Consider the following 1,426-nt stretch of genomic DNA (forward strand, 5'->3'; position numbering starts at 1 on the left):
GGCTCTTCACAGATGAGGGTGTAGTCGGTTGAGCGCGTCGGTGGCCGGGTAGGGGTCGAGGTCTCCCGGATGATGGAAGTTCTTCACGCTCGCCATCCCGAAAGACCTCGACGTGCTCCACCCTACTTTCGCGACCCCTGACCTGACCACGTTCTGCCGCCTCGACGAGCTCGGCCTCGTCGCCGTCGGCCAGCTGATCGAGCCGGATCGGGCCACGATCGAATGCCGCGTCGTCGAGGACGACCCGTGGTGTCGGAAGTGCGGTGTCGAGGGCGTGCCGCGGGACACGGTCACGCGTCGACTGGCGCACGAGCCGTTCGGGCACCGGCCGACGACCCTGCTGGTGCGGGTGCGCCGGTACCGGTGCGGACACTGCCGGCGCACGTGGCGGCAGGACATGACGCGGGCAGCGGCGCCGCGTGCGAAGATCTCCCGCGGCGGCCTGGAGTGGGCGCTGCGGGGCATCGTCATCGACCACCTCACCGTCACCCGCGTCGCCGCAGGTCTCGGGGTGTCCTGGAGTGCCGCGAACGCCGCCGTCCTCGCGGAAGGCAAGCGGCGCTTGATCGACGACCCCGCCCGGTTCGACGGGGTCACCACGATCGGTGTCGACGAGCACGTCTGGCGACACACGAGGCTGGGCGACAAGTACGTCACCGTGATCATCGACCTCACGCCCGCGAGGAACAAGACCGGGCCGGCGAGGCTGCTGGACATGGTCGAGGGCCACTCCAAGGCGGTGTTCAAGCAGTGGCTCGCCGCCCGCCCTGCGGACTGGGCGAAGCGGATCGAGGTGGTCGCGATGGACGGCTTCGCCGGGTTCAAGACCGCAGCCGCCGAGGAACTCCCCGACGCCGTCCCCGTCATGGACCCGTTCCACGTGGTCCGCCTCGCCGGCGACGCGCTGGATGTTTGCCGGCGTCGGGTCCAGCAAGACACCACCGGTCACCGCGGGCTCAAGGGCGACCCGCTCTACAAAGCCCGCCGCACCCTGCACACCGGGGCGAGCCTACTCACCGACCGGCAGCGGGCACGCCTGGACGCAGTGTTCGCGAGCGAGGAGCACGTCGAGGTCGAGGCGACCTGGGGCATCTACCAGCGCATCGTCGCGGCCTACCGGGAGCCCGACAAGAAGAAAGCGAAGGCGATGATGCAGGAGGTGATCGCTGCGATCAGCAGCGGCGTTCCCGCGGCGCTCGTCGAGGTCCGCAAGCTCGGCCGGACCATGAAGCAGCGGGCGGGCGACATCCTCGCGTTCTTCGACCGCCCCGGCACCAGCAACGGCCCGACCGAGGCCATCAACGGGCGACTCGAACACCTCCGCGGCTCCGCCCTCGGCTTCCGCAACCTCACCCACTACATCGCTCGGTCGCTGCTCGAAGCCGGAGGGTTCAGACCCGCGCTACACCCTCGTTCGTGAAGAGCC

Annotated in this window: 1 protein-coding gene; it reads left to right on the forward strand. The window is 69.6% G+C overall.

Annotated features, from left to right (window positions below; genetic code table 11):
- Positions 1 to 112 precede the first annotated feature (112 nt).
- On the forward strand, positions 113 to 1,420 hold the full coding sequence (locus D1832_RS15035; protein WP_118915193.1) for an ISL3 family transposase: 1,308 nt from the start codon (positions 113 to 115) through the stop codon (positions 1,418 to 1,420).
- Positions 1,421 to 1,426 lie beyond the last annotated feature (6 nt).

The sequence above is a fragment of the Dermacoccus abyssi genome, assembly GCF_003515945.1.
Lineage (GTDB): Bacteria > Actinomycetota > Actinomycetes > Actinomycetales > Dermatophilaceae > Dermacoccus > Dermacoccus abyssi.